This window comes from Burkholderia sp. Bp9015, from assembly GCF_003853505.1.
Lineage (GTDB): Bacteria > Pseudomonadota > Gammaproteobacteria > Burkholderiales > Burkholderiaceae > Burkholderia.
The window spans coordinates 1-807 of record NZ_QTPZ01000094.1 but is presented as its reverse complement, the minus strand read 5'-3'; the positions used below and the strand labels follow the sequence as shown (position 1 = coordinate 807).

The window sequence follows — 807 nt, the reverse complement described above, 5'->3', positions numbered from 1 at the left end:
GCGCAGCAGTCGTCGCTGCAGGTGACGACGTCGGTCGCCGAAATCGCGGCGACGTCGCGCGAGCAGCAGGCGACCGCGAACGAAACCGCGGCGACGACGACCGAGATCGGTGCGACGTCGCGCGAAATTTTCGCGACGTCGCGCGACCTGCTGCGCACGATGAACGAGGTGGCCGGCGTGGCCGAGCAGTCGGCGACGCTCGCGGGCGTGAGCCAGAGCGGCCTCACGCGGATGGGCGAGACCATGCGCAGCGTGATGGACGCGGCCGGTTCGGTGAACGCGAAGCTCGCGATCCTCAACGAGAAGGCGCTGAACATCAACCAGGTCGTCGCGACCATCACCAAGGTGGCCGACCAGACCAACCTGCTGTCGCTGAACGCGGCGATCGAGGCCGAGAAGGCCGGAGAGTACGGCCGCGGCTTCGCGGTCGTCGCGACCGAGATCCGGCGCCTGGCCGACCAGACGGCGGTGGCGACCTACGACATCGAGCAGACGGTGAAGGAGATCCAGTCGGCCGTGTCGGCGGGCGTGATGGGGATGGACAAGTTTTCCGAGGAAGTGCGCCGCGGCATGCTCGACGTGCAGCAGGTCGGCGGGCAGCTGTCGCAGATCATCGCCGAGGTGCAGACGCTCGCGCCGCGCTTCCAGATGGTCAACGAAGGGATGCAGACGCAGGCGAACGGTGCCGAGCAGATCACGCAGGCGCTGTCGCAGCTGTCGGAAGCCGCGCAGCAGACGGCCGAATCGCTGCGCCAGTCGTCGCAGGCGATCGACGATCTGACGCTCGTCGCGAACCAATTGCGCACC

Annotated in this window: 1 protein-coding gene; it reads left to right on the top strand. The window is 68.0% G+C overall.

Translation table 11 applies throughout. The features are described from left to right. A partial coding sequence (locus tag DIE12_RS37735; RefSeq protein ID WP_260429092.1) for a methyl-accepting chemotaxis protein occupies positions 1 to 807 on the top strand: 807 nt, incomplete at both ends.